The 22744-nt window shown below is 56.1% G+C and carries 20 protein-coding genes; 1 reads left to right on the forward strand and 19 read right to left on the reverse strand.

The features are described 5' to 3' along the window. Positions 1-22: 22 nt before the first annotated feature. From PSR63_RS04845 to PSR63_RS04925, 17 genes are all read right to left on the reverse strand, one after another. Complete coding sequence (locus PSR63_RS04845) at positions 23-916, reverse strand: DUF58 domain-containing protein (protein ID WP_274331219.1); 894 nt, start codon at positions 914-916, stop codon at positions 23-25. After that, positions 882-1922, reverse strand: a complete 1041-nt coding sequence (locus PSR63_RS04850) for an AAA family ATPase (protein WP_274331221.1) — start codon at positions 1920-1922, stop codon at positions 882-884. The genes PSR63_RS04845 and PSR63_RS04850 overlap by 35 nt, the downstream gene beginning before the upstream one ends. 66 nt (positions 1923-1988) lie before the next feature. After that, positions 1989-4463, reverse strand: coding sequence for an outer membrane protein assembly factor BamB family protein (locus tag PSR63_RS04855; RefSeq protein WP_274331223.1), 2475 nt, complete (start codon positions 4461-4463; stop codon positions 1989-1991). Between the two features lie 170 nt (positions 4464-4633). Further along, complete coding sequence (locus tag PSR63_RS04860) at positions 4634-4957, reverse strand: hypothetical protein (RefSeq protein WP_274331225.1); 324 nt, start codon at positions 4955-4957, stop codon at positions 4634-4636. 4 nt (positions 4958-4961) lie between these two features. Further along, positions 4962-5411 (reverse strand): DUF420 domain-containing protein, encoded by a 450-nt coding sequence (locus PSR63_RS04865; RefSeq protein WP_274331227.1) that lies wholly within the window; start codon positions 5409-5411, stop codon positions 4962-4964. 3 nt (positions 5412-5414) lie between these two features. After that, positions 5415-6590, reverse strand: a complete 1176-nt coding sequence (locus tag PSR63_RS04870; protein ID WP_274331229.1) for an SCO family protein — start codon at positions 6588-6590, stop codon at positions 5415-5417. Continuing rightward, on the reverse strand, positions 6587-7444 hold the full coding sequence (locus PSR63_RS04875) for an ABC transporter permease (RefSeq protein WP_274331231.1): 858 nt from the start codon (positions 7442-7444) through the stop codon (positions 6587-6589). Before PSR63_RS04875 ends, PSR63_RS04870 begins: the two co-directional genes overlap by 4 nt. Further along, entirely contained in the window at positions 7441-8379 is a 939-nt protein-coding gene (locus PSR63_RS04880) for an ABC transporter ATP-binding protein (RefSeq protein WP_274331233.1), read from the reverse strand. The genes PSR63_RS04875 and PSR63_RS04880 overlap by 4 nt, the downstream gene beginning before the upstream one ends. 12 nt (positions 8380-8391) lie before the next feature. Beyond that, positions 8392-8835, reverse strand: coding sequence for a cytochrome C oxidase subunit IV family protein (locus tag PSR63_RS04885; protein ID WP_274331235.1), 444 nt, complete (start codon positions 8833-8835; stop codon positions 8392-8394). A gap of 12 nt (positions 8836-8847) precedes the next feature. Further along, positions 8848-10065, reverse strand: coding sequence for a cytochrome c oxidase subunit 3 (locus tag PSR63_RS04890; RefSeq protein ID WP_274331237.1), 1218 nt, complete (start codon positions 10063-10065; stop codon positions 8848-8850). A gap of 33 nt (positions 10066-10098) precedes the next feature. Beyond that, positions 10099-11010: a heme o synthase gene (gene cyoE / locus PSR63_RS04895; RefSeq protein ID WP_274331238.1), complete on the reverse strand. Its 912-nt coding sequence runs from the start codon at positions 11008-11010 to the stop codon at positions 10099-10101. Next, positions 11007-12029 carry a COX15/CtaA family protein gene (locus tag PSR63_RS04900; protein WP_274331239.1) on the reverse strand — a complete coding sequence of 341 codons (1023 nt, stop codon included), beginning with the start codon at positions 12027-12029 and terminating at the stop codon, positions 11007-11009. Before PSR63_RS04900 ends, cyoE begins: the two co-directional genes overlap by 4 nt. 4 nt (positions 12030-12033) lie before the next feature. Further along, positions 12034-13848 carry a cytochrome c oxidase subunit I gene (locus tag PSR63_RS04905; RefSeq protein WP_274331241.1) on the reverse strand — a complete coding sequence of 605 codons (1815 nt, stop codon included), beginning with the start codon at positions 13846-13848 and terminating at the stop codon, positions 12034-12036. 6 nt (positions 13849-13854) lie between these two features. Further along, positions 13855-14655: a cytochrome c oxidase subunit II gene (gene coxB, locus PSR63_RS04910; protein WP_274331243.1), complete on the reverse strand. Its 801-nt coding sequence runs from the start codon at positions 14653-14655 to the stop codon at positions 13855-13857. Positions 14656-14739: 84 nt separating this feature from the next. Continuing rightward, positions 14740-16038: a c-type cytochrome gene (locus tag PSR63_RS04915; RefSeq protein WP_274331244.1), complete on the reverse strand. Its 1299-nt coding sequence runs from the start codon at positions 16036-16038 to the stop codon at positions 14740-14742. A 177-nt stretch (positions 16039-16215) separates the two neighbouring features. Beyond that, positions 16216-16998, reverse strand: a complete 783-nt coding sequence (locus PSR63_RS04920; protein WP_274331245.1) for a cupredoxin domain-containing protein — start codon at positions 16996-16998, stop codon at positions 16216-16218. A 25-nt stretch (positions 16999-17023) separates the two neighbouring features. Beyond that, on the reverse strand, positions 17024-17803 hold the full coding sequence (locus PSR63_RS04925; RefSeq protein ID WP_274331246.1) for a hypothetical protein: 780 nt from the start codon (positions 17801-17803) through the stop codon (positions 17024-17026). A 536-nt stretch (positions 17804-18339) separates the two neighbouring features. Here PSR63_RS04925 and purD point away from each other — a divergent pair. Beyond that, entirely contained in the window at positions 18340-19635 is a 1296-nt protein-coding gene (gene purD / locus PSR63_RS04930; protein ID WP_274331247.1) for a phosphoribosylamine--glycine ligase, read from the forward strand. Positions 19636-19702: 67 nt separating this feature from the next. Here purD and PSR63_RS04935 read toward each other — a convergent pair whose 3' ends face one another. Both PSR63_RS04935 and PSR63_RS04940 read right to left on the reverse strand, forming a co-directional pair. After that, a complete protein-coding gene (locus PSR63_RS04935; RefSeq protein WP_274331248.1) occupies positions 19703-21748 on the reverse strand; it encodes a hypothetical protein in 2046 nt (681 codons plus the stop codon). Between the two features lie 278 nt (positions 21749-22026). Continuing rightward, positions 22027-22728 carry an NYN domain-containing protein gene (locus PSR63_RS04940; protein ID WP_274331250.1) on the reverse strand — a complete coding sequence of 234 codons (702 nt, stop codon included), beginning with the start codon at positions 22726-22728 and terminating at the stop codon, positions 22027-22029. Between the last annotated feature and the right edge of the window lie 16 nt (positions 22729-22744).

The following is a 22744-nucleotide window of genomic DNA, read 5'->3' on the forward strand; positions in this document are numbered from 1 at the left end:
ACAAGCGTTTCGTTAAAGTGGGCTACACAAGCCGGGCATTGCGGTGATTGAAAAAGTTACGAAGCACGGCGTCGAAAGGTTGGTCGGTACGGATCTGGACGAAATCCATCTGGTTCGCCAAAGACTGGCTGCGAAGGTCATTGACGAAAGCCTCGATCTCTTCGCGATACGCTTTGCGAACGGAAATAGGATCGGCCAACAACTCGGGAAATGCCTCCAGTCCGTTGAACATAGTGGGACGATCAAAGGGAAAATCGAGTTCCGCTGGGTCGAGCACCTGCATCAAAATGATGTCGTGCTTGCGAAACCGCAGATGCTTCAGACCGGCCATGATCGACTCGACATCGTCGAAGAAGTCACTGAGCACGATCACTAAGCCTCGACGACTCAGCCGGCCTGATAGTTCGTGCAAAAGGGGGCCAATCTGTGTTTTCTCTTTCGATTCGACGGTTTGCAGTACGTCGATGACTTGCTGCAGTTGCACAGGACTTCCACTGGGGGATACCAGCGAACGAACCTGATCGTCGAACGTAACCAGCCCGACGGCGTCTTGCTGCTGCAAAATTAACCAGGCCAGCGTCGCCCCAATACACTGGGCATACTCAAGCTTGCTCATCGCGGCATCGGGACTCTTGTAGCGCATGCTTTCGCTGACATCGACCACAAGGTTACAGATCAAATTCGTTTCGTCTTCGAACTGCTTGATGTAGTACTTGTCAGTTCGGCCGAGGACTTTCCAGTCGAGGTAGCGCAGATCATCCCCGGGCGCGTAGTCGCGATGCTCGGCGAACTCAATCGAGAACCCGCGGTGCGGGCTACGATGCGAGCCGGCGATCAGCCCTTCCACGATATGCTTTGCCCGCAGCCGCAGCCCCTGGACTTTAGCCAGCGTCTGAGGATCTAAAAGCGTCGACAAATTGCTGGTCCTCTACCGTGGTGGGAATGTTTTCCAAAAGCTGCTGAACGACATGATCGGTCGTGATGCCCTCCGCGTCGGCGTTGAAGCTCGTTCGAATGCGGTGCCGCAGTACCGGCAGCGCCACGGCTTTCACGTCGTCGGTGGTAGCGAACTCGCGACCTTGCAAAATGGCTCGTGCTTTCGCGCCAAGCACCAGGAACTGGCTGGCCCGCGGACCGGCACCCCATTGGATGTACGGCTCCATCTTCGACGGAATGTCGTTGCCGCGACGTGTCATGCGGACCAGACGAATTGCGTACTGGGCCACCGGATCCGCTACCGGCACACGCCGCACGACCTGAGCAAGCTGAATGATTTCTTCGCCAGTCAGTAGCGGCGAAATCTCCGTATTAACATCGGCGGTCGTGCGTTTGACGATCTCCAGTTCTTCCAGTTCGGAAGGGTAGTCAATCCGCACGTTGAACATGAATCGGTCAAGCTGCGCTTCCGGCAGCGGGTAGGTACCTTCCTGCTCGATCGGGTTTTGCGTGGCGAGCACGAAGAACGGCTTGGGCAACGCATGCTTCGAGCCACCGGCAGTGACCTGCTTCTCCTGCATCGACTCGAGCAAAGCGGCCTGAGTCTTGGGAGGCGTTCGGTTGATTTCGTCCGCCAGGATCACATTACTGAAGATCGGACCGGGAACGAAGCGGTAGGCTCGTTCCCCGGTGCTGCGATTCTCTTGAATGATTTCCGTGCCAGTGATATCCGACGGCATCAGGTCAGGCGTGAACTGAATACGGTTGAACTCCAGGTGCAACGCGCTGGCCAAAGAACGGACCATCAACGTTTTCGCCAGCCCTGGCACCCCTTCCAGCAGACAGTGACCGCCTGCAAACAGGGCGATCAGAAGCTGCTCGACTACTTCTTCCTGACCGACAATCACGCGGCCAATTTCGCGTTGCAGAAGTTCATACGCCTCGGCCAGTCTGGCGGCTGCGGCGGCATCATTTTCGCTCGTCATTCGATCGTTGTCCGTAGGAAGTCAATTGCGGAAATGGATTACGTGACGCGTAACGGTTCGTTGTGCTTAGTTGGATTCGTTTGTGGAAGAGGCGTCGGGAGGTTCTAGCAGGGGCGATGGCGAATAAACCGTCAAACGGCTAGGAGAAGCAACGATCATCTGCCCTCCGGCTACGACGACATTGCCACCTTCTTCCCCGTATTGCAGCAGATCGACTGGCAACGCGGCTTCTTTCACGCTGCCGCTCGAATCAAGCTGCGTTGCAAGGCGGAAGATCTTGTCGCGAGTCGGCCAGTACACTTGGTCACCGACCAGCGCCGGACGGCCGTATCCTCGATCGCGGAACATTTGATCTACGTTGGGGAACTCGGCCCGAATCTTGCCGGAATATAGGTGAACCCAGAACAGTTGTTCGCCACTGACCAGGACATCATCCTTGGTCGCACCCACCAGGTGCAGCGGATCGAGACCGCCGGGGACCGTTTGCCAGACTAACTGCCCCGTTGCCGCATCAAGGGCCAACAGACGCTCGCAGTCAAGCGGCATAGTGACTACGAGCCCGCGGGTAACAATGCATGGGTTGACGTTGCGCTGTACCAGCGAGTGTGCCATTTCAAGCTTATCGGGAATCAAGCCCCGGCGTGGATAACGCGTGAGCCACAGCATTTCGCCGCGATCAGCCTGGAGTGCAGCGATCACGCCATGATTGGTGTTGTAATACAGGACGCCATCTTTGAGCGTCAGCAAGTTGTGCGAACGAAAGCCATACTCTCCGCCGGCGACCAGACCACTTCCGTAGGGCTGTGTCAGGCAGATCGTTCGCCGCCACAACATCTGCGAAGTCGTCCAGTCGAAGCATGCCACGGCAGACTCGTCTCGAACGCCTGACTTGATCATCCCGCAGTAAAGACGGTTTCCCTGGATGATCGCCGTGCCTTCGAATGACCAAGGACCGGAAAGCTCGGTCACTGGAGGTATCCGCGCTTCGAGCTTGCCTTCCTTCCGCATGTCGAACACGACCATGTCGGCCGGGTCTTGAAACTGCGACTGGACGTAGGGAACACCGATCGCGGTCGTTCCGATCCGTGCGACGAGTTTCCTGTCGTCGGACGAGAGCGTGAAGCGATCGGGGCCCAGGGCATGAATCAGTTTCAGCGACATGGCCGACAGGGGTGAACCACGTCGACGACCACGCATATTAAAATCGAAATCGAGTCGACGACCGCCGGTATGGAACGCACCGTAATCGAGTTCATCTCGATCAAAGAACTGGGAGCCCTCGGTCGGAAACGCAGGCAGGCCGCTATCGAGCTGGAACGCACGTACTCGCTCTTCATCCGCGACGATGACATTGCCATCCATTACCGCGGGAAACGTACTGAGGAGTGCATCGGACGATTCAGCCACCAATGGAATACGTTGCAGTTCCCGATCTTCGCCAAAGCCGTTTCGGCCTCCGACACGCGACAACGATTGAGTCTCGAGCGAGACGCTCCAGTTCGGTTTGAACGTCTTGGCCCGCTCCGGCAATTCGGCCTTGGCGGTGCGAGCGTAGGAGCCTGCATAGGTTGGCCAGGTATTCGCGTGTCGCGAAGCATGCTCGCCAGGTGACGAGGCTACCAGCTTGGTCAGGAACTGGGCATAGTTAACGTCACGCCCTCCCAGATACCCCTGGGCATCGGGATGGAGTTGCCGCAACAGTTCCAGTTCGACGGCAGCACGATCGCTGCTCCCTTCCAGCCACGATGCCAGGCAAAGTCGAGCCCAGACGGCGGCCGGATCGACATCGCTATCGGCGGTGGTCGCCAGCGAACTCGATGCCTGGTTCTCGTCTAATAAGCTTTCGATGTAATCGAGGTGCTTTCCCCAGTCGACACCATCGACGGCAACCCAGATTGGCTGCCCCGGCATGGCCAGCAAAACACCTTCCGGATCTTCTGGCGTCCGATAACGGGGAGAGATGCGTTCCCAGGCAGTGCGGGCTTCGTTAAAGCGACCTTGTTCGAGAAGGAGATCTCCCATGTGCAGCAGCGCCTCGTCGGCGTGCTTGCTGAGAAAGTAGGTATTGATCGCAGCAGAGAGCTGGGCCGGATCGCGGGAGGCTATCGCGGCGTCGAGATCTTGCTTGGCCAACGAATCGATGCGTGTGCGGTAGACCTCGAGGAACTCGGGCATCTGCCGAGAATACTCGGAGATGCGGCGACGCAGATACGTCTTCAGTTCGACGTAGTAGACATACTCACTTCCCAGGTCGACCTGGTCGCTTCCCTGGACAATGAGTTCGTCACCATGACCACTGATAAGCCGTTCCAGGGTGTCGATCGCATCCTGCCACTTTTGTTGTTGCAGTTGCTGATCGACCTGGGCCAGCAGGTTCTTGGTGTCGTTTTTGGTTTCAGGTAGTTCGACCGTCAGCGAGAACTCAGCCCGGGCAAATACATCCTGAGCCTGGCCCAAGGCTTGAGTCGCGCCCAGGAGCAAGAGGGGAAGGACCCAAACAAGTCCTGCAGATCGCGATGTCAGCGTTGGCCTAGATCTCATGCACTCGCTATTCCTGACGATAATTGCCTTCCGCATACAGTATAGAAGCCGCCACTGCCCCGGAAAAGCAAAGCGTCAGCCTGGAACTTGCGATTCCACCAACTATTGGGGGAAAGGGTCCGATTAAGCTGGCTGTTTCGTCAAGAAAAGACGCGAAGAAACCCGGCGAACTAGTCAAACGCAGGGGGCTGGGTCGGAATCCCCTGCTTCGCTTTTTTCAGCGCAATATCGGTCAACTCATCAGCGGACAGTTCTTTTCGCTCGGCCGCTGGTCTGCGCAGGTAGCACACCACGATGTAAAGGAAAAAGCCTCCCAGCAGCACGTAGGGAACGATCATCATGAACAGGATGCTGAATGCGTACGCGCTCACGTAGTTGTCGCTCAAGCCATCTTTGCACGTCGGACACGCCCAAGCCCACGAAGGGGCCCCGAGCACCAACAGTAGTGCTGCGGCGCAGTTCAACTTGGCGAAGATGGCTTTCAGGGCGTTCATAATCCTAGGTTGCGGCCTCTGGAGGAAAGAACTGATACAAACAAAGATAAACTAAGACGCCGGTAATGGAAACATAAAGCCAGATCGGAAAGGTCCATTTGGCAATCTTGCGGTGGGCTTCGCGGCGATCCTTGAGGCCCAGATAAATGGTAATGACCGCCAAAAAGGGCACAACCGCAGCCAGCACCACGTGGCTAAGCAGCATGATGTAATAGCTGTATCGAATCCAAGCAGCCGGATAATCAGGGAACGTCTTGCTGTGCCCTTCCATCAAGGCGTGATACACCAGGTAGCACACCAGAAAGACCACCGATACGCCGAAGCAGCCCAGCATCGTCCATTTGTGCGCATCGACTTTACCCAGCTTGATCAGCACAAAGCCGACCACCAACAGCAGGGTCGCCAGGCCGTTGAGCGATGCATTCACATGGGGTAAGAGCGTTACCAAATCCACACGTTAGTCCTTCTTCTCGGTTTCACTTGGGGCAGCTTCGTCCTTGGCCGGCGGAAGCATTTCATCCAGCGTCTTGTGCAGCGACTCCATCTGATCTTTCTGGCTGGTGCGGAACGAGTCGATCACCTTGCCATCAGGCCCCACCAGAAAAACGCGATCGCTGTGATACTGCGGTTCGACTTTGATATCAAAGAAGTCGCTGCCGATCTTCTGGATATAGTCGAACTCGCCGGTACAGAAGTACCAGCGATCGGGATCGGCCTGGAAGCGTTCGGCATATCCAGCCAATGCTGCCGGGGTATCGTTATCGGGGTCGCAGGTGATGCTGACCAGTTTCAAGCCACGATCTTTGAATTCGTTTCGCAGCCGAGCCTTCTCCATGTTCTGCATGATGCAGCTGCCGGGGCACGACGTATAGAAGAAGCTGCCCAGCCAGATATCTCCTTCGAGCGACTCACTATTAAATGGCTGATCCAGACTATCGGTCAGCTGAAAGCTATCCATCGTCTGCTTGCGAGGTTCTTCCTTTTCTGCGACTTCCTCTTCGGTCGCTTTCTTATCATAAGGCTCAGCCAACAGTTCCTTCAGCATCTTCTTCGCACGCAAAAAGTCCGTGGAATCGGTCGCACGGAAAGTCCCGCGAAGCTTGCCGGCTTTGTCGATGACCATCAGGCGGTCACTGTGCGTTTGTGTCTCGAAGGCAACCTGAAACGATCCTTCGGTGATCTGCTTCAGCTGCTCCATATCACCAGTCAAAAAAGTCCATACGCCAGGCTTCGCTTGAAATGACTCCGCATACTGACGCAAAACGGCCGGCGTGTCGTTATCGGGATCGCAGGTGATACTAACGAACTTGATGCCTTCGTCGGCGAACTCTTCCTGCAGGATCGCGATCTGCTGGTTTTGCATCTTGCAGATCGAAGGACACGCGGTGAAGAAGAAGCTGGCAATCCAGACGTCTCCATCCAAAGATGCCGTATCGAATGTCTCTTCCTGGGCCGACATCAGCTCGAACGGGGCGATCTCACGGTTCAGCTCGACCTCGGGTCCCTCAGTTGCGTGATCGTCAATCGGCATGCTACCGCCGCTGGGGCCACGATTGAGTGCTGCCCAGAACATCGTCAGTCCCAACAGGATCAACAGCACGGCAGAAACGAAAATTCCGGTGGTGGGTTTCATATCCAATCTCCTCGCCTTGTTTTCCCTGCCGCACGGCAGGCCAAGGCGAACATGACGATGGCAAATAGTATGGTAATCGTTACGCCAAGGCCTACGCCGGGCAACCAAAATTGCCCAGTCGTCTCCCCACCCAAAAAGCTTGGCGCGGTTTCCGCATGCAGGATTTGTCGGATGGCCCCCAGTGCATAGGTAACCGGATTGAGCGTCATCACCCAACTCAAAACCCACTGCCCGATCGACGACGTATTGGTGGGAATGGGAAAGAACGCCCCGGACAAAAGCCACATGGGCATCAGCAGCAAATTCATCACAGCGTGAAACCCCTGCGTCGAGTCCATCCGCCACGCCAGCCAGAACCCCAGCGACGTCAGCCCAATACCGACGACCACCAAAAGTCCAAAAATGGAGACCAACTGCACGGCATTCATATGAATACCGACGAAGTAGCCCAACAAGAGAAAGATCATCGCCTGCCCTACGGCGAGAATCGTTCCGCCGAGCACCTTACCCAGCACCATCGACCACCGCGGGATGGGCGAAACGAGCACCGATTGCAGGAAGCCTTCGTTGCGGTCTTCGATGATCGAAATCGTTGCGAAGATCGCTGTGAACAGCACAATCAGCAGCAAGGTGCCTGGGAAGAAATAAACGGTGAAGCTTTCGTCCGTGCCCCCCTGCCCTGATGTCCGAAAGACGCCCGTTAGCCCGGTACCAAACAGAAGCCAGAAAATAATCGGCTGGCCTATCGCCCCAACAATGCGGTTCCGCTGCCGCAGAAACCGTACGATCTCGCGGCGGCAGAGCGACCAGGCGGCGGCCAATGGGTTGGGGCTGGCAATCGCTTCGGAGGTCATGGGGTTACCTCCTCGGTAAACTGCCGACCAGTCATCGCGATAAAGACATCTTCCAGCGAAGGCTTGGCAAGCGTGATCGCATCGACCAGTTCGCTGGCCGTTTGCATGATCGAACGGATCGTGGCGGGGCCGTCTTCGGTTTCCAGACGCACCAGTTCGCTGACCTCGCTGGCATTCAATTGCAACTCGTCGTGCAGTTTTCGAATGAGTGCTTCGGGCTGACGCGAACGAATGGTGATCGTATCGCCGCCGATTTTATCCTTCAGGGCATCCGGTGTATCGAGCGCGACCAGCTTGCCTTGATCGAGGATAGCAATCCGATCGGCCTTCTCCGCTTCTTCTAAGAGATGCGAGGTAAGAATGACCGTGACGCCTTGGTCGGTTCGCAGGAATTCCAGGTAACGCCACATCGCTTGACGGGCAGCCGGATCGAGTCCCGTGCTGGGCTCGTCCAGCAGCAAGATCTTTGGCGAATGCAACATTCCCTTGGCCAGTTCGACACGTCGTCGCAGACCTCCGGAAAGGTCCTCAACGATGTCCTTCTGGCGATCTTCTAGTTCCAGCTTGTTCAGCAGCAAGGCAGTTCGCTCGGTGAGCGCGGCCCCGGTAATTCCGTACAGAGCGGCCTGCTGGTGGATGTTTTCCAGGACGGTCAGCTTTTTATCGAGACTGGGCATCTGAAAGACGACCCCAATCTGCTGGCGAACCTGGTGCTGATGCGAACGCACCCCATTACCCAGGATGCTGATATCGCCGTGAGCGAGTGGCATCAACGTGGAAAGCAGCCGAAACAAGGTCGACTTGCCGCCCCCATTGGGACCGAGAAAGACGAAGATCTCGCCCGGGTCGATCGATAGCGTGACATCGACCAGCGCTTGCCGCTTTCCATAAAAATGGGAAACGTTTTCGATGGATACGGCGCGCGGGGCAATCATTCGCAGTTCAACTTAATGAGCAGCCGGGGCCTGATCCAGCGCGGCGGCATCGTCGACATGGACATGGGGCACCGGAGCGTGCAGCCAACGGCTTTGCGAGTACTTTTCGGTTCGCATGCCGATATCCGGAATCAGCATACAAGCCAGGAAGATGGCCATCATGCCAGCGGGAACGGTCAGCACCCACTTCCAGTTGGCTTCCCACAAAAGGTGCATGAAGAACAACATGACCAGCAAGGCCTTGCCGCACGAGACGGCCATCATGAAGGCCATGCTCACGTGGGGCGGAATGGCCGTATCCCACCAATCGAAATAGGTCAGAAACGAGCACATCGTCAGCAGGCACAAAGCCACAAAGACCACCCAGTACTTGGTGTTACCGGTCGAAGCATGCAGCTCTTCGTCGTTGTGCAAATGATGCTCGTGCGCCGGTGGATGTGTATTCGGTTCGCTCACGGATTCACTTCTTTAAAACAGGTACAACAGCGGGAAGAGGAAAATCCACACCAGGTCGACGAAGTGCCAATACAGGCCTGCGTTTTCCAGGTAGTGCGACTTGCTGACATCCAGCGTGCTGAAAATTACCAGGGCGAAAATGATCAAACCCACCACCACGTGCAAGGCGTGAAAGCCAGTCAGCAGGAAATAGGTGCTGGCCCACATGTTGCCGCTCGGAAGGACGAAGGGAAGCTTCATCCATTCCATTTCGTGCCCAATACCATGGTTCAGCAGGTGGGCATCATCGGCAAGTAGCAGATTGAGAAAAGCAGTCCGCTCACGCAACGGCTTGGCATCTTGCTCGAGCTTGGCCAGCTCTTGCATAAGCCCGCCCAGTTCGACACGCATTTCACGCAGTTCGTCCTCGGAAGGTCCTTCTTCCCCTTCCGCGGGCGGCTTGAGCTTTTCGGAAAGTTCCGTCTTACGGGCTTCCTTGGTTTTCAGATCGTCTTCGACCTTGGCCAAAGGCCCGGCAATCGACTCTTTTTCGTTTCGCAGCCGCGTGGCCTGGTAGTCGGACACTTCGTGATGCTGCACCGCATAGGCGAGTGACTCGAGAATGGCGTGGGCTTCGATCGGGTTCTCGGTGTTGGTGGCCGTTCGTGCGGCGTAAGCAACGCCACCAGTCAGCATCGTATCGATGAAGTCGACCTTGGTCACTCCTTCGAGAACTTCCTCTTCCTTCTGTTCTTCCGAGAGTTCCGATTTGAGGTTTTCGAGCCGCACCTTGAGCGCCGACACGTAGTAAACGTCTGGCTGATCATACAGCCGACGACCTTCTTTGGTCGGGAAAATACCGTGGGCGAACTTTTCTTTGTATTCGTACGCTTTCACACCTAGAAAGACGCAGCCCAGAACGAACGTGACCAGCAGCCACTTCTTAGCCGAACCGCTTTGATTCTTACGGGCAGCTTCCAGGCTGAGCACGATCGACAAGCTGCTACAGATCAGCACAAACGTATTGAACGCACCGATCGGCTCGCTCAGGTAGACGTCGTGCGGTGTCGGCCAACTACCAGACGGAGCACCGAACCGCAGCACCACGTACGCGCCGATCAGGCCGGCGAAGAACATGATTTCTGTCGATAAAAACAGCCACAAGCAAAGCTTGCCTAGCGAAAGCGGCAGCGCCGGGTGGTATTCCAGCTCGATGTGACCGTGATGATCTTCACTATGAGAATCGGACATGCGGGGTCAGTCTACTTGAGGTTCTTTTTTCCGTTAGACACTGCTGGGCAAAATGACCAGCAAAGCCAGTTGGCAGGGCAAATAGATCAACGAGGCAAATAACAACTGCCGGGCGGTCTTGTCGTCTCGCGATGTGAAAAAACGCCACGAGGCAACCAACATGAACACGCCACCAAGCAAGGAAAGGAGCATGTAGAAAACATTGGGCATCGCAGCCTGGCCGATGCCTGGAACCACGCTGACCAGCAGCAGGGCCATCGCTCCGGAAACGGCTTGAATGCCTGCCTTGGTTCCGCTGTTATCGACAACGGACCACATCTTCATGCCGCCTTGGGCATAGTCTTCACGATACAGCCAGGCGATCGCCATGAAGTGCGGGAACTGCCAGAAGAACAAGATCGCAAACAGAGCGACAGCCTTCAGATCCAGCACGGGGTTCACGGCCAGCCAGCCCATCAGCATCGGCAACGCGCCAGCGATCGCACCGACGGTTGTGTTCCATGGCGTGACCTGCTTCATGGGCGTGTAGATGAATACATACAGGATCCAAGTCAGCGCCCCGATCAGTGCCGGCATAACACCCACGGTCGCGAGCAGATACGAGATACCAACCGAACCCAACAGCGTGCCGAACAAAGCGCTCGAGTAACGCGACAAGCGACCGCTGGGAATGGGACGCTGGGAGGTGCGGTTCATGCGGCGATCGACGTGAACTTCCAGGCACTGGTTCCAAACGCAGCTACTGGCGGCCACCAAGGCGGTGCCAACGATCACGTGAATCAGGCGGGCCACGTCAGGCTGACCGTTGCTTGCGCAGTAAGCGGCAATCGCGACGCATACCAACAAAAGGACGGCGATCTTGGGCTTGGTAAGCTCGAGATAGTCGCTCAATTGCTGCTTTACGCGTGCTTTGCGATCGGTCAACGTGGCAGGACCACTACTCATGCCATCACCTCTTTGCCCGGAGTCCCGGTGAGCTTGGCTGGGGAGGAATTCGCTTGCGAAGAAGCGATTGGATAACAACGCAGACAATAGGCCACCAGCATCACGCTGCAAGCCAGAATTAACGATCCAACCGCAACATGCCCCGTCACGATCATCGACTGCATCGCACTTTCCCACTGAACGACGAAGCTACCGAAATAGGCTCCGCCTGGCAGGAAAGTTGGCCAACCGTACTTGACGGTGTAGGCCGCGATACCAAGGAGAATTTGCCCAACGATCAGCAGCACCGCGAAGGTCGATGTGAATCGAATGCTTCGCTGACCCTGTGCGTCTCGCCACGCAGTAAAGCAAATCGCGATGGCACTGACGGCCACCAGAAATGCCGTAATCACATGAAACAGCAACGCCGCGCGAAAGGCGCCGTGCGTCATCGAAAGGGGCACGTGCCGAATCAACGATCCAAGCACGATCTGTAAAAACGCGACGACCATGAAACCGATCGACAACCGCAGGTAGCTACCGCTGCGGGTCGACTCGATTGGAGACATCGCCTGAAGCCGCTTCGATGTGAAGCATTCCAGGTAAACCAGGAAGCCAAAGAAGAGCGGCCCCACGCAGCCATGGACGCGGGCAATGGTCGTTTTGTCCCAGACGACTCGCAGACCACCAAGCACGCCTTGTGAAAGGACCAGCACCAGGGCAATCACCCCCAGCGTGATCAACGACTTGTCTTTTCGCCAAATGGCCAACACCAAAAAGGCAATGCAGAGCATGCCAACGGTCGAGGCCAACAACCGGTGACCATGTTCCAGGAAGAGGTCGTACGGCCCGAACACCCACGTCTGCCAAGGATACAAGAACATGTTGTATCCATAGGTCGACGGCCAGTCCGGCACAGCCATGCCGCTTTTGGTTGTCGTGACCAGACCACCGATCCAGATCAGCGGGAAGGTCGCGCAGACCAACAGCATCGCCAGGCGATGTGGCCAAGGGGACTCGGATTGTACCGGGTTAGCCATGCGTTTAGTGATTCACCATTGTCGCAGGCTCGTCCGTGTCGCCGCGTTCGTTCGGTGGTTGGGTTTGCGGGTAATAGTCTTCATCCACTTCAGGCGAACCATACTCGTACGGGCCGCGGTAGACGATCGGCTGGAAGTCGAAGTTTCCGTGGCCAGGAGGGCTCGGAGCTTGCCATTCCAGACCGTTGGCGTGCCAAGGATTTCGACCGGCCTTTGGCCCGAAGAAAATGCTGTAGAAGAAGTTCACGATGAAGAATATCTGACAGGCAACCATCAGAATGGCGCAGATCGTCATGAACTGATTCATCGGCAACAGGTGCCGGAAGGTCTCGTAGTGGTACGGGTCGGCCAATCGGCGCGGGAAGCCCACGGCCCCCAGAATGTGCATCGTAAAGAACGTGCCGTTCATAAACAGGAACGTCAGCAGGAAGTGAATCTTGCCCAGTGGTTCGTTCATCATCCGGCCGAACATCTTGGGGAACCAGAAGTAGATTGCCCCGAATACGGCCATCGCCGTTCCACCAAACAGCACATAGTGGAAGTGAGCAACAATGAAGTAGGTGTCGTGAATAAAGATATCGACCGGCGTAGCGGCCATGAAGATCCCGGACAAACCGCCGATCACAAACATCAACACAAAGGACAACGCGAACAGCATCGGTGTGGTGAAGCTGATCTTGCCCCCGTAGATCGTGCCGAGCCAGTTAAACGTCTTCACCGCACTAGGCAAAGCGATCATCATCGTTGCGACCATGAAGGTCATACCCAGTCCCGGGTTCATGCCTGAGACAAACATATGGTGACCCCAGACAATAAAGCCCAGGCCGGCGATCCCGCAAATGGCATACACCATCGGCTTGTAGCCAAACAGCGGCTTGCGGGCAAAACAGGAGAGGATGTCCGAGACCATACCCATCGCCGGCAGAATCATGATGTACACCGCCGGGTGCGAGTAGAACCAGAACAAGTGCTGCCACAACAACGGCTGACCACCACCGGCGACCATTTCGGAGTTATTCACGATCAGCCCTTCCGGCACGAAGAAGCCGGTGCCAAACACGCGGTCAGCCAATTGCATGAAACCAGCGGCCGTCAACACAGGCAGCGCGAATGCTTGTAGTAGTGCCGTGATAAACATGCCCCAAATCGTCATCGGCAGACGCATCATCGTCATGCCTGGAGCACGCATCTGGATGATGGTGGTCATATAGTTGACCGAACCCATCATCGAACTGATACCCACGCACGTTAGTGCGATGAGCCACATGGTTTGTGCCAGCCCGCTACCTGGTGCGGCTTCCGTCACCGAGGAAAGAGGCGGGTAACTTGTCCAACCGCTCGACGCCCCGTTACCGGCAACAAAAAAGCTTCCTCCGAAAAAGAGAAACGCCGGCCACATCACCCAGTAGCTGAGCATATTCAGCGTGGGGAAGGCCATATCGTCGGCACCAATCATCAGCGGGATCAGGTAGTTACCAAACGCACCAGCGAGGATCGGAATGATGACCAGGAAGGTCATCACCGTGGCATGCATGGTGAAGAGCATGGTGTAGAACTCAGGAGAAATCTGTCCCCCTTCGGCCGAAAAGAGCATCGGACCGATCACCGGCATATCGCTCCACGGCCAAGCCAGTTGCCAGCGAATACCAATCGCCAAGAGGCCGCCGATCAAGAACCACAAAAGCGTGGAAAACAGGAACTGCAGCCCGATCACTTTATGATCGCGCGAGAATACGTAAGTGGAAATGAATTCGCCAACGCCGAATTCGCCTGATGTGTGGGCGTGAGTCGCTTGCCCATCCGCGGTGATGCTGCTCATCGTTTCTTACTCTGCCTCAGCCAGCGAATACTCGGACAATTCTTGTTCGTTATAGGCCTTCTCAAGCCACGCTCGATAATCGCTAGCCGACTCGACCGTGATCTGGCCTTTCATTTTGTAGTGTCCCCAGCCACACAGTTCGGCACAGACGATGTCGTACTTCCCGTCCTTCACCGGTTTGAACCATATGAACTGCTTCATGCCAGGCACCACATCCTGCTTCTCTCGAAAGTTCGGCAGGAAGAAACTATGCAGCACGTCTTCGCTGGTGATCTCGAGAACCACCTCTTCATCGCGAGGAACGTGCAAGTCATTCGTCGTATAGAGATCGTCCGGCGTATCGAACTTCTTGTCATTGCCGGGATATTGAATCTTCCATTCAAATTGGCGGCCAATCACGCGTGCCATCGCCGGCTTGGGCTGGCCGTTTTCGAGCATGGGTCGACGCATGCGAGCCCCAGCCCAGGCATCCATCTGGTAGATCGCCAAAAACAGGATCAGCACAGCTGGGATCACCGACCAGATGATTTCCAACATGTGACTACCGTGCGAATACCAAACGGGACCGTCGTATTTCTTATCGTCGTACTTCCACAGGAACCAGAACATGGCCAGCCCGGTTCCGATGAACACGATGCCAGTCATCGCAAGAATCACGTAGAACAAGTGATCGATGTTACTATCTGCAACGACCAGTTCAGGAAACCAATGGCGTTCAAGCGGATACAATCCCATGGCCGACCACACGAATGTGATGACCCCCAGGATTGGGACGCTAAGAAAAAGCAGACTCCAGAATCTTCCCACCAGGGACTCTCCTACTTCCAGCCGTGGCTGTTCTACTAATCAGGCAACCAGTCGCTGCCTGGTTCTTATCACGATTTGCTATGACTAATTTCGGACGCGGACGTTCTCTTGCTCGTGCTCAGGCGGCTGACTCAAGGTGTCGTACGGTAAGCCTTTGCGGACATAGTCCACGACGTGCCAAATCTCTTCTTCGGAAAGCTGCTGAGCGGCAGGCATCTTGGCCCCTTCAATCCCGTTGCGAATCCGCCAGTAGACATCTACCGGTCGGCGACCGCCACGGAAGTTACCCAAACGCAAATTACGCGGATCGAGCTTTCTTGGCGGCAAGGCACCCAGGGCCAAAAACTCTTCCAAATGTTCAGGAGCTTTCGGGTCGTAATACTCTTCGGTCCAGTCGTCGTAGAACATCTCGGCCGTTTGGCCATCGCCCACGCCTGACTGACCGTGGCAGGTGGCACAACCACCTTTGTTGAAGAACAAATCCCGACCAGCGGCAATCGACTCTGCAAGCTCGGATTCCGGCTTCTCCGGTACTTCAGTCACGTTTTCGTACGCGAATGCCCAACCTTCGACGATGGGAGCCAGGAATTCTTCCAATACTACTTCCGGATCGGTCAACTCTTCGACGACGTCGTCCAGGTCGGCCTTCTCTTCCTCAAGATCTTCCGGCGAGAGACTGGCGACGTATTCTTGCTCTTCCTTAGATCGCTTTTCGACCGGCTTCACGACCGACGTATCCAGGTCCGAAAACTCGAGCAGCAGGTTTCGCTCGAGTTCGCCACGCAGCGTGAGGTACTTCACATACTGCACGAGGGCTTCGACCTCGTCTTCTGGAAGCAAGGCAAAGCTAGGCATCGCCGTACCAGGAACACCATTAACCAGGACGCGTTTCAGGTCATCATGCGTCGGTGGCGAACCGGTCTTGGTGGACTTCCACTTGTACTTGCCCGTCAGAAAGTTTCGCGGGTAAGGGTTCAGAAACGCGGCCGTTGGACCGGCTCCGTTGCCGGTGATGCCGTGGCAATGAACACAGTGCTGGCGATAGAGCCCGCGCGGGCTGCCATCTTCGTCGCTGCCATAGGGACCAGCAGCCATCTTCAGGTGCTCGATGTCCATCACCTCTTCGATATCGGGGACATCGGGGACGATGGGCTCGTCGGGCGTGCCGAACGTTTCGTCGAGGACCTTGGCGATCGGATCGATCTGATACGCCTGGTCCAGGTTCGCACCTAGCGAGACCTCGGACTTGTGCATCGCGATCCGGTTTAACTCGAATTGGGCTGGCTCCGAAGAGCATCCGACGATTGCCCCAACCAGAGCGGCCAAGACCAGGCCTCCCGCCCAGTGTCGCCCGCCAAACTCAGGGGCCTGGCTGATTCGCATTGTTTGTTCCAGTTTGCCGTCACCTGCTTGGGTGACAGTCTGCTGCCTACGGAAACGATTGAGGAAAACGGTAACTTCCCGACTTCTCCACACAGGAGAACCGATCATTCGGTCCAAAAATAAACAAGCGAGGGTCAGTGACGACGCCACGCTTGTGGTTGATTTGATTCGGCCCTATTACAAGAGGCCAGCGTTGATCATGATATCGCCCAGGTTGTTCTGCCCGGGTTTGACCACGATCTCGACAACGCCTTTACGGTCCTTAAGGACTTTGCCACCTAGGGTTAGCTCTTTGATGTTCCCAGGTCTTTCATGCCAGACCTGAAACTTGTGGGTTCCCACTGGCAGATTCTCGATCGTAAATTTGCCGTCATGACCAGAGACCGCCATGTAGGGCGATTCCCGGATGACGATCTTCGCGGTCATCCAAGGATGAATCGTACAACTGGCGTTCATCGGATAACGCTCTTCATCGGCGAAAACGTGAGCTTGCTTCTGACCGACAGGTACCAGGAAGTTGATGCCTGCGTTCGCGAAGCCTTCGACTTTGAAATTGTGCGGAAGAGGATCCGCGTTGACGAGGTCGACCGTTTGTCCTGGCCGGACCATCACCACGTGCGGTTCATAAATGCATCCTTTATTGGATACCTGTACGGCCTGGTTCTTGAGAGGCGCGTACATCGGATGCGGCGTAGGGGCTTCCTCGCCGCGATCCACGTACAACCACAGTGCCACGTCTTGCAACTCGTTTTTCGGACCGATTCGCAACGATGGATCGGGGACTTTGTCTCCGCAGAATCCTACAGCAGGCGCGGTGACCGCAAGTGCTGGCAGTTTTGGAATCACAATTCCCTGCACCACGAAACGACCGGTAACCGTTCCCCATTGCTGCGCAACGAGGTCCTGGGCAAAGATGCCCAGGACAGTCAGCGTCAAAATAGCAACGTGGGTTAGTCGCATCGGATTCGTTCCGAGTAAGGGCGAGTTACTTCAGGTCGCCGGCATCGATGGAGATGTCACCCAGGTCGTTTTCACCTGCTTTGACGGTGATTTCCAGCAGACCCTTGCGGTCCTTGACCTTCTTGCCACCAACGGTCATTTCCTTGATGGTGCCAGGAACTTCGTGCCAGATTTGCAGCTTGTGCTCACCAACCGGCAAGTTCTTGATCTCGAACGAACCATCTTCGCCGGTAACGGCCATGTAAGGCAGTTCACGAACGACGAGCTTAGCCGACATCCAAGGGTGGATCGAGCAGCTGGCGTTCATTGGGTAACGTTCTTCGCTGTCGAACTTGTGTTCGTAAACGCCACCAACAGGAACCAGGTTGTTCATGCCAGCGTTGGCGAAACCTTCGACCTTGAAGTTATGTGGAATTGGGTCCGAGTTTTTGAATTCAACCGGCTGACCGACCATGATCGTCGCCACGTGTGGGGCATACAGGCAAGCCTTGTTGTCGACCACGACTGGCACCTTGGCAGCAGCAGCGTAATCCGGGTGAACGGCCGGGGCCTTGTCGCCACGATCCAGATACAACCACATGGCCACGTTTTGCAGGCCATTCTTTTCGCCCACCAATATGGATGGGTCAGGCAGGTTTGGACCACAGAATTCGGCGTCCTTGGTCACGCTCATCGCAGGAAGAGCGGCAACGTCGCCATCAACCACAAAACGTCCCTTAACGGTGCCCCATTCCTGAGCGACGGCACTTTGTGCACAAATGCCGATAACCGCTAACAGCATCAATCCAAGTTGTGTCTTCTTCATAAGTTACTCCTTAGTCGGACTCTTCTCTGAGGTGGTGGGTAAATTAAGTGGCCACGAGAAGCGAGGGGAGCCCAACGCCCGGGGGGACGTTTCAATCCATCTCACATTATATGCATTCATAGTTCTCGTGCCCGAGTTTTCTGTCGCACCCGGATGAGGGGAGCGCATTCCGTTTACTTTACGGACTTTACAGCACGAATTCCACCCCCTTGGAGATGGTTTCAGATCGCTGTAAAACTTCTCAAAAACAGGGAGATCTGCTAACAGCAGAGGTCGGTAGGAATCGAAAAAAAGCGTTCAGGCAGGATGCTTTTGCATATTGCCTGTTTTACCAGACCAAAATCCGGAAACAAGCAAGACGATCTAACATTTACCGTCACTTTTTGCCGGAACCTGCCCCCATTTTTGACAATCACGTCTGATTTCGCCCAAGATGACCGATTTGTACCAGGTGGTGAGCGACAGGACGTAAATTTGCTACACTGCGAGATTGCTTACCCCGGTTGTTTTAGCGCCTTCACAGCGGCAACGATGCTATGAACGTATTGGTCCTCGGTTCTGGCGGACGCGAACACGCGTTGGCCTGGAAGTTGTCACAAAGCTCACGCGTACGAAACGTGTTCGTTGCCCCTGGCAATGCCGGCACGCAAATCGACGCCGAGAACGTCCCGATCGCGGAAACCGATTTCGCCGAACTCGTTTCGTTTGCCAAACGCAACGAAGTGGGTCTGACCGTCGTCGGCCCCGAGGCCCCGTTGGTTGCGGGCGCTGTCGACTACTTCCGCGAGCAGGGCCTGACGATCTTCGGCCCGAACAAAGCCGCTGCCCAACTGGAAGGTAGCAAATCGTTCTGCAAGCAAACGCTTCGTAGTGCCGACGTCCCGACCGCTGACTACCGCGTTTTCCGCGAAGCCGACGCGGCCGCTCGCTACATCAAAGACCGCTTCCCGCACGAAGGGGAAGACGTCAACGTCGTCGTGAAAGCGGACGGTCTAGCCGCCGGCAAAGGCGTAACCGTTTGCGATACGGCCGAAGAAGCCCTGGAAGCAATCGACCAGATCGGTCGGCAGCGCGTGTTTGGCGATGCGGGTGCTCAGATCATCATCGAAGAACGGCTCGACGGCGAAGAGGCCAGCGTTCTGGCAATTACCGATGGCAAGACGATCCTCACCCTGCCACCGGCCCAAGACCACAAACCTGCCTACGACGACGACCAAGGCCCCAACACCGGCGGCATGGGAGCGTACTCCCCTACCCCACTGGTCACGCCGCAAGTGATGCAGATGGTCGAAGAAAAGGTCCTGGTACCAACCGTCCACGGGATGAAGCGTGCCCGAAATCCTTTCCAAGGCGTTCTGTATGCCGGCCTGATGATGACCAACCAGGGGCCAAAGGTCCTGGAATACAACGTTCGCTTCGGCGACCCAGAGTGCCAGCCAATCTTGATGCGGTTGAAGTCCGACCTGGTCGACATCCTGGAAGCCTGTGCCGTGGGCGACCTCGAATCGATCGATCCGCCGGAGTGGGACACGCGCCCCGCGGTGTGCGTCGTGATGGCCTCGGAAGGGTATCCCGGCAGCTACGAAAAGGGGAAGCCGATTCGCGGCCTCGACGAAGCCGCGAAACTGGAAGACGTAAAGGTCTTCCACGCAGGCACCAAGATGGATGGCGATCAGGTCGTGACCAACGGCGGACGCGTCCTGGGTGTAACTGCGATCGGCGACACCATCTCGGCCGCCAAGCTGAAAGCCTACACCGCAGTCAAATGCATCCGCTGGGACGGTGCCTGGTGCCGGAAAGATATTTCCGACAAGGCCCTACGTCACTCGTAAGCACGAGTGGTCTTTGACACGAGCCAAAAGAAAAAGGGGACGCGACATATGCGTCCCCTTTTTTGTTCTACCATCCCCACCAGGGATTGAATGGGAACCACTTGCTGGGTCCGAATCCGCGGAAGCCAAACCGCGGGTGGAAGAACTCTGGGTTTTGCGGCGGACCAATCAGTGGTGTCTTCACCGGCGTTGCCACACCGATGGCCTGTACCAGGCCGTCACCGCCGATGATGTTGGTCTTGGTCGAGTCCAACTGCCAGTTGTTGCAGGTCCAGACATTTCCGGAAGCATCGATCTGTAGCCCCGTAACGTGTTGGAACGAAGGATTCGAGTAGCTAAACAACACGTCGCCGCGATCGGCGCCACTTCCCTGCATCACGGTGATAAATGGCGGTACATTCTGATCAGGCGTACCACCGGGCGGATTGGTAAAGCTGGCAATCCAGATCTGATTGCTACCGTCAACCGCCAGTCCCCAACCGTGGGTCGTAGGATCGGCTTCATAATCGGTGGGCGTAAAGGTTGTTCCATCGATAAACGTCACCTTGTTCGATTCAAAATTGCTGATCCATCCGTTGCCTCCCTGGTCGATGGCAATGGTCTTGGGCGAAGAGAAATCGCCGTATTTTCGCAGCAGCGACAAGTCAGGCGTCTGTCCCAGCCCTGGCGAATCGATCTGAGCGACGACTCTGATTCTGCCGCGAGGCGTCAGTTCGAGCACGCATACATTCCCGACGCCAATTGGGGCAAAGCCTGAGTTGGCAACCCATGCCCTCCCCTTGGCATCGATTGCTACGCTAAATGGCTTGCGAACGATCAGTCCTTCGTTCTTTCCACGGGGAAAGGTAATCGCCCGATTGCGATTGGCACCGAGAAACACCGTGATCGAACCGTTGGAAAGCGGGTCGGACGAGTCACCCATGTTCGTCACCCATAAGTTCCCCTTCTGATCGAACGCGATCCCCATCGCTTTGACCGGTGGGTCCTCATCGTAGACGGTCGACGGAATGTACCGCCGCAAATCGCCGCGTGGCGAGAACGACGTGATATCACCGTTGCCAAAGTTCGAGATCCAGCCGTTGTCGAAACGATCGACCGCCGTGCCATAGCCCGAACCATTAACAAGTGGATTGACGATCGGGCTACCGAGAATCGGCTGGCCCAAAGGACTCAAAACGGTGACCTGCTCGCCAGGATCAACGTCTGGCGGCAAGTTATTGAAGTTATTGTTGGACCATACGTTCCCTTTGGAATCGAAGGCCGTCCGGCCCGGTGCGTTGAATCCACCTTCGGTGAAATGCAGCATCAGAATCCAGGCCATCGGAGGTTCAAGCAAAAGCGGTGCGTATAGCGGCGATGTTTGAGCCAACGCCAACAACGCACTGTTGTCGAACGAGGCCGGATTGCGTGCGATGTTGTGAATGGCCTCGAATGTATTGGTCGGGGTAGGTGAACCGAGTGGAGTCGTCAAAGCGAACAACGTATCGCATGCGACACCGGTATTGTCGGTAGCACACGCAACGATCATATCGGCCAACGTATTGAAGGTAACCAAAGCCTGAGTGGTACGCGGATACTCGAGAAGCGTCGTCCCGTTGTTCTGATTCGAGATCACTGCGGCGGCTTCGCCGGTCTGCACATCGACCAGGTTGGTCGTCGTAGCGAATGCGTTATCCAGCCCCGGCGAGAAGCCGTAGATTTTGTGGCCATCGATAAACTGAGCACAGGCAAACGCGGTAGCAACCGTCGTCAGTTCGTTGACCTGGATCGCGATCGAAAGGTTCTTGCCAACCTGACCAACCGCAGCGACAAGCACCAGTTCGCTATCGCCTGGTTCGCCGGCTGAGACGACCACGTACAGCAGATCTTTGTGGCTGGCTCGGCGATAGTTAACGCTGAACAAGCCATTTTCGTCCGTGGTATCACTATCCAGCAAATAGGCATGTCCCCATCCGGCCGAATACAACTCGACTGTCGCACTTTCCAGCGGCAAAGCACCAGCGGTCGCGATGCCCGTGATCGTGCGACCACCACCTTTGGCATAGGATACCTCGGTAAGTGCCAGACAGACTCCGGCGGCTAGGATTGTTGCGATCCAGAGAGAACGAAACATGGAAGCACCTCGATGAACTGACGCATAATGAAGAGTGTTCTGGCCGTTGCAGAGAGCATCCCTTGCCGCCTGCGAAAGGTCACCGTGCGGCAAACCACATCAGGACCTCTACTTGGGCATAGCCTAACTGCGTCCCATAGTCATTTCAAACTTCTTCGCGTGGTTTTCAGCTCGAGCGAAACCAGGACGACAACAGAATTGCGCCACCTTTTTCGTGCCATGCCTCTAAATGCATCACTCTACGAGTCAGGCCCTACCAACGCTTGTGAAGTCAGGCGTTACGATTCGCCGAAGAACTCTTCGGCAATCTTCTTCAGATAGTCGTCCGAAAAGACATTGGGGGCTGGCTTCTCGGTCGGCTTCGCCCCAGGCCGGCTTGGCTTGCCAGGCGGGGTCTTCGGCTGGGGCGCTGGCATAGCGGTGGGAACACTTCGCGATTGATCTTCCGACGGTGCCAACGCATCGACGTCGATCTTACCGAAGAATTCGACCCACTCGCTTACTTCGTTTTCGGGAATAGCCGGAGCACTTGGCCGTTTAGGCAGTGGCGGTTTCTTGGCTTCCTCTTCCCGGCGACGGGCACGCGATTGCCGCATCAAGCGATACCAGCTATCGCTATCGATGGCCTTCGCTTTGCGGCGTCGGGCCGCACGCTGCACGCGGTGATCGCTGGAGACCACCGTTAGACGCTTGGGAGCATGATGCTCTTGAATCAGCTCTTCGATCATCTCGTCGGCGTCGGCATAGCCGGTGGCAAACCGTACAGTGATCTGATGATAGTCGTAGACACGCGGCAACCCAGGCGGGGCCTTGGCCGAGTCGAAGACAACGACGGTCTGCGTCAGTTCCTTCGGATCGATCACCGCCAGCAAGGCATCTAAGAGAGCCCTGCGTTCGCCTTCAAAAGAACCTTCACCATCGACAGAACCGACTAGCCCAGCCGCGTATAGCAGATTGTATCCATCAATAATCAGCGGCATGGCAGCGCCATCGACT

The organism is Bremerella sp. P1, assembly GCF_028748185.1.
Classification (GTDB): Bacteria; Planctomycetota; Planctomycetia; order Pirellulales; family Pirellulaceae; genus Bremerella.